This window comes from Calothrix rhizosoleniae SC01 (genome assembly GCF_900185595.1).
GTDB classification, from domain to species: domain Bacteria; phylum Cyanobacteriota; class Cyanobacteriia; order Cyanobacteriales; family Nostocaceae; genus Calothrix_A; species Calothrix_A rhizosoleniae.
This window is the reverse complement of the sequence record NZ_FYBH01000403.1, coordinates 1-3,126: the sequence shown is the minus strand read 5'-3', so window position 1 is coordinate 3,126 and position 3,126 is coordinate 1. Positions and strand designations below refer to the sequence as shown.

Genomic DNA, 3,126 nt, shown 5'->3' with positions numbered 1-3,126 from the left:
AGATGAACCAACAACTTTTTTAGATTTAGCTCATCAGATAGAAGTTTTAGATTTATTGTGGGAATTAAACCAAAACCAAGGAGGAACATTGGTAATGGTATTGCATGATTTAAACCAAGCAGGTCGTTATGCTGATTATTTAGTTGCGGTTAAAGATGGTCAGGTTTTTGCAACTGGGAAACCGGAATTGGTGATGACAGAAGAAATGGTCAGAGAAGTTTTTGGTTTGGAATGTCGAATTGTACCCGATCCAGTTTCTGGAACACCAATGTGTGTTCCCATCGGCAGAAAGAGAAAAAACACATATCAGGAAATTTCTCAATAAATTCGTAACTAGGGATTGATAAATAATGAAATAATCATGAACTAACAATGAGACAAAAATGATAATTGACATGTAGAAAATAAACTATAATTCAACACAAGATTTATATTTTATTTAACAAATGGAATTATCAAATTCAATTTTACTTGCTTTTGGATTAGCTGCTGATGCTTGTGCAGTATCTCTCAGTAGTGGGCTGACTATTAGACATCTCAAAATATCTAAAGCCACTAAAATAGCACTTTTTTTTGGCATATTTCAGGCAATTATGCCCTTAATTGGTTGGTTCTCTGGACTAACTATCAGAAGTTTTGTAATTAGTTTTAACCATTGGATAATATTTGGTATACTTACCTATCTTGGTGGGAAGATAATTTTTGAATCTTTTGACGACAGTGATGATGAAAAACCAAAGTTTAATTGTTTGGAGCTGTATACTCTTATAGCACTATCAATAGCTACTAGTATTGATGCTTTTGCCGCAGGTTTAGGATTATCAACTTTAAAAATTTCAATTTTCTTGACAGCTACTATAATTGGAACAATTACTTTTATCTTGTCATTTATTGCAATTTATGTTGGCCATTTCTGTGGGGATATGCTTAAACAAAAAGTAGAAATTTTTGGTGGAGCTAGCCTGATTTTTCTAGGAACAAAAATTTTAATTGAGGCATTTGGATAGTTCTAAACAAGTGGTGATTTCTATTTTCCTTCTCCTTGTACAGAAGAGATTGCAGTGTAAATTTATCTGGTTAATAAAATTCTGTTGAGCCATGAACACTCAAGTAATGCAAAGCCGAGCTGCTGAAATATTAGTATCTTCCCAAACACCTATTCTTTCAGTGCAAGACTTGGGTCGAAAAATGGATGAATCCTGGATTTGGCGTAACTTAAAATTTGAATTATTTCCAGGTGAAAAAGTTGCTATCTTGGGTGCTTCAGGCTCTGGTAAAAGTTTACTTTTGCGGACTTTGGCTGGACTCGATCAAGTGCAAGCAGGGCAAATAATCTTTCAGGGAAAAAGTATTGATACTTGGCATTTACCTGAATATCGCTCCCAAATTATTTACCTACATCAGCGTCCAGCTCTATGGGAAGGAACTGTAGAGTCAAACTTAGAAAAAGTCTATCAGCTCAAAATCAATCGTCATTTAGTTTATAACCGTACTGCAATTCTTGATTATTTGCAAATTTTGCACAAAAGTGATGACTTTTTAAAACGTCCGGTAAATGCTATTTCTGGAGGTGAAGGACAAATTGTGGCTTTTTTACGAGCATTGCAACTTGCACCCAAAATACTACTGCTCGATGAACCTACCGCTTCATTAGATGCTCAAACTGCCCATAGTTTAGAAGAATTGGTAGCAACTTGGCAAGCCCAAGAAGCACAACGGGCATATCTTTGGACAAGCCATGATCCAATACAGTTACAGCGAGTTAGCAACCGTCAAATTAGTTTGCAAGGAGCAGATTGATGGAAACAAACTATATTTCCATTAGCTACCCTCAACTGGCTTTAGCAACTTTATTTATTGTAATCAATGTTTGTCTTTCTCTAGCTTTAAAATTGGGATTGACACAAAGTCTGATAGTTGCATCCATGCGAATGATAGCGCAACTATTAGTGGTGGGTTATGCCTTGCAGTGGGTGTTTACTCTGAGTAACCCTTTTTTGGTATTACTTGTAGCTGTTGCAATGACCACCATTGCTGCCCTATCAAGTGTCAACCGTACTCGCAGAAGATTTCCCAGTATTTATTGGAACAGCTTTGTCTGTCTTTTGAGTGCTTCATTTTTAGTTACAGGGTTAACAGTAAATGGAATTATTCGCGTTCAACCTTGGTATGATCCGCAATATTTAATTCCTTTATTGGGTATGGTTTTGGGTAATGCGCTAACGGGTACATCTCTCGCACTAGATAAATTTATGGAAGATTTGAGCAGTAAACGCGAACAAATCGAGGCATTGTTAACATTAGGAGCTACTCGTTGGGAAGCAGCACATGAAACATTAAAAGAAGCACTACGAACGGGGATGATTCCTACAATTAATTCAATGATGGTGATGGGGTTAGTTAGTCTACCAGGAATGATGACTGGTCAAATATTGGCTGGTGCTAGTCCTACTGATGCAGTACGCTACCAGATTCTAATTATTTTTACTCAAGCTTCGGGAACGGCTTTGGCTACGATAGGTGTATTGACTCTAGCATTTTTTGCTGTGTTTAACTCACAGCATCAATTGAGTGTGACTTTCTCCTTGTACAGATAAGATTACGCGGATTCGCGTCATTACTTCTAGAACACCGATTCAGTATTCATAATTCAATCGAATTCAATCCAATTCATGGATTTCGCCATCTATCAAACAGCGAATTATCGTTGGTTGTTGATGAGAAAAACAGTTTTTGGCATTCGTGAATCGGTGTTCTAAAAGACTACCCCTGTGTGTAGTGAAGTGAGGGTTTATCAATAAATTTTGCGCCCCGAACGCATTTTTTCGGAATTTTTTGTACTAGCATCTAATAACTCTAGGTTTGCCCATTTAAAATCGATTTAGAAAAAGCTGAAGTATTGAATCAGTGTTTTTGGGTTTGGGATGCTGGAATTGCATTAAGTGCTTGGTATAGGGGATGTTCCATAGGAAACACAGTTGGGAGTTTAAACTCCTGTGTTCTGCCTGTATTGGGACACTAATTAGAGCATAAAATGCGTCATATTAGTAAGTAAATTAAAACTTCTTTAGAAAAATTTAAAAAAGCTAACAATGCTAGGAATGTGAAATATGGCAGTGAAGAAAG

The 3,126-nt window shown here is 36.6% G+C and carries 4 protein-coding genes; all 4 read left to right on the top strand.

Going from position 1 to position 3,126, the window contains the following annotated elements:
* Positions 1–325 (top strand): ABC transporter ATP-binding protein (locus CALSC_RS24475; RefSeq protein ID WP_143288365.1); only part of this gene is annotated, 325 nt, incomplete at its 5' end.
* Between the two features lie 121 nt (positions 326–446).
* Positions 447–1,007 (top strand): manganese efflux pump MntP, encoded by a 561-nt coding sequence (locus CALSC_RS24470; RefSeq protein ID WP_088243827.1) that lies wholly within the window; start codon positions 447–449, stop codon positions 1,005–1,007.
* Between the two features lie 91 nt (positions 1,008–1,098).
* Positions 1,099–1,800 carry an ABC transporter ATP-binding protein gene (locus tag CALSC_RS24465; protein ID WP_088243826.1) on the top strand — a complete coding sequence of 234 codons (702 nt, stop codon included), beginning with the start codon at positions 1,099–1,101 and terminating at the stop codon, positions 1,798–1,800.
* Complete coding sequence (locus tag CALSC_RS24460; RefSeq protein ID WP_088243825.1) at positions 1,800–2,597, top strand: ABC transporter permease; 798 nt, start codon at positions 1,800–1,802, stop codon at positions 2,595–2,597. The genes CALSC_RS24465 and CALSC_RS24460 overlap by 1 nt, the downstream gene beginning before the upstream one ends.
* The last annotated feature ends 529 nt before the right edge of the window (positions 2,598–3,126 follow it).

Coding starts and splice junctions, on each gene's coding strand:
- CALSC_RS24470 (WP_088243827.1), top strand. CDS start 447: ATGGAATTATCAAATTCAATTTTACTTGCTTTTGGATTAGCTGCTGAT.
- CALSC_RS24465 (WP_088243826.1), top strand. CDS start 1,099: ATGAACACTCAAGTAATGCAAAGCCGAGCTGCTGAAATATTAGTATCT.
- CALSC_RS24460 (WP_088243825.1), top strand. CDS start 1,800: ATGGAAACAAACTATATTTCCATTAGCTACCCTCAACTGGCTTTAGCA.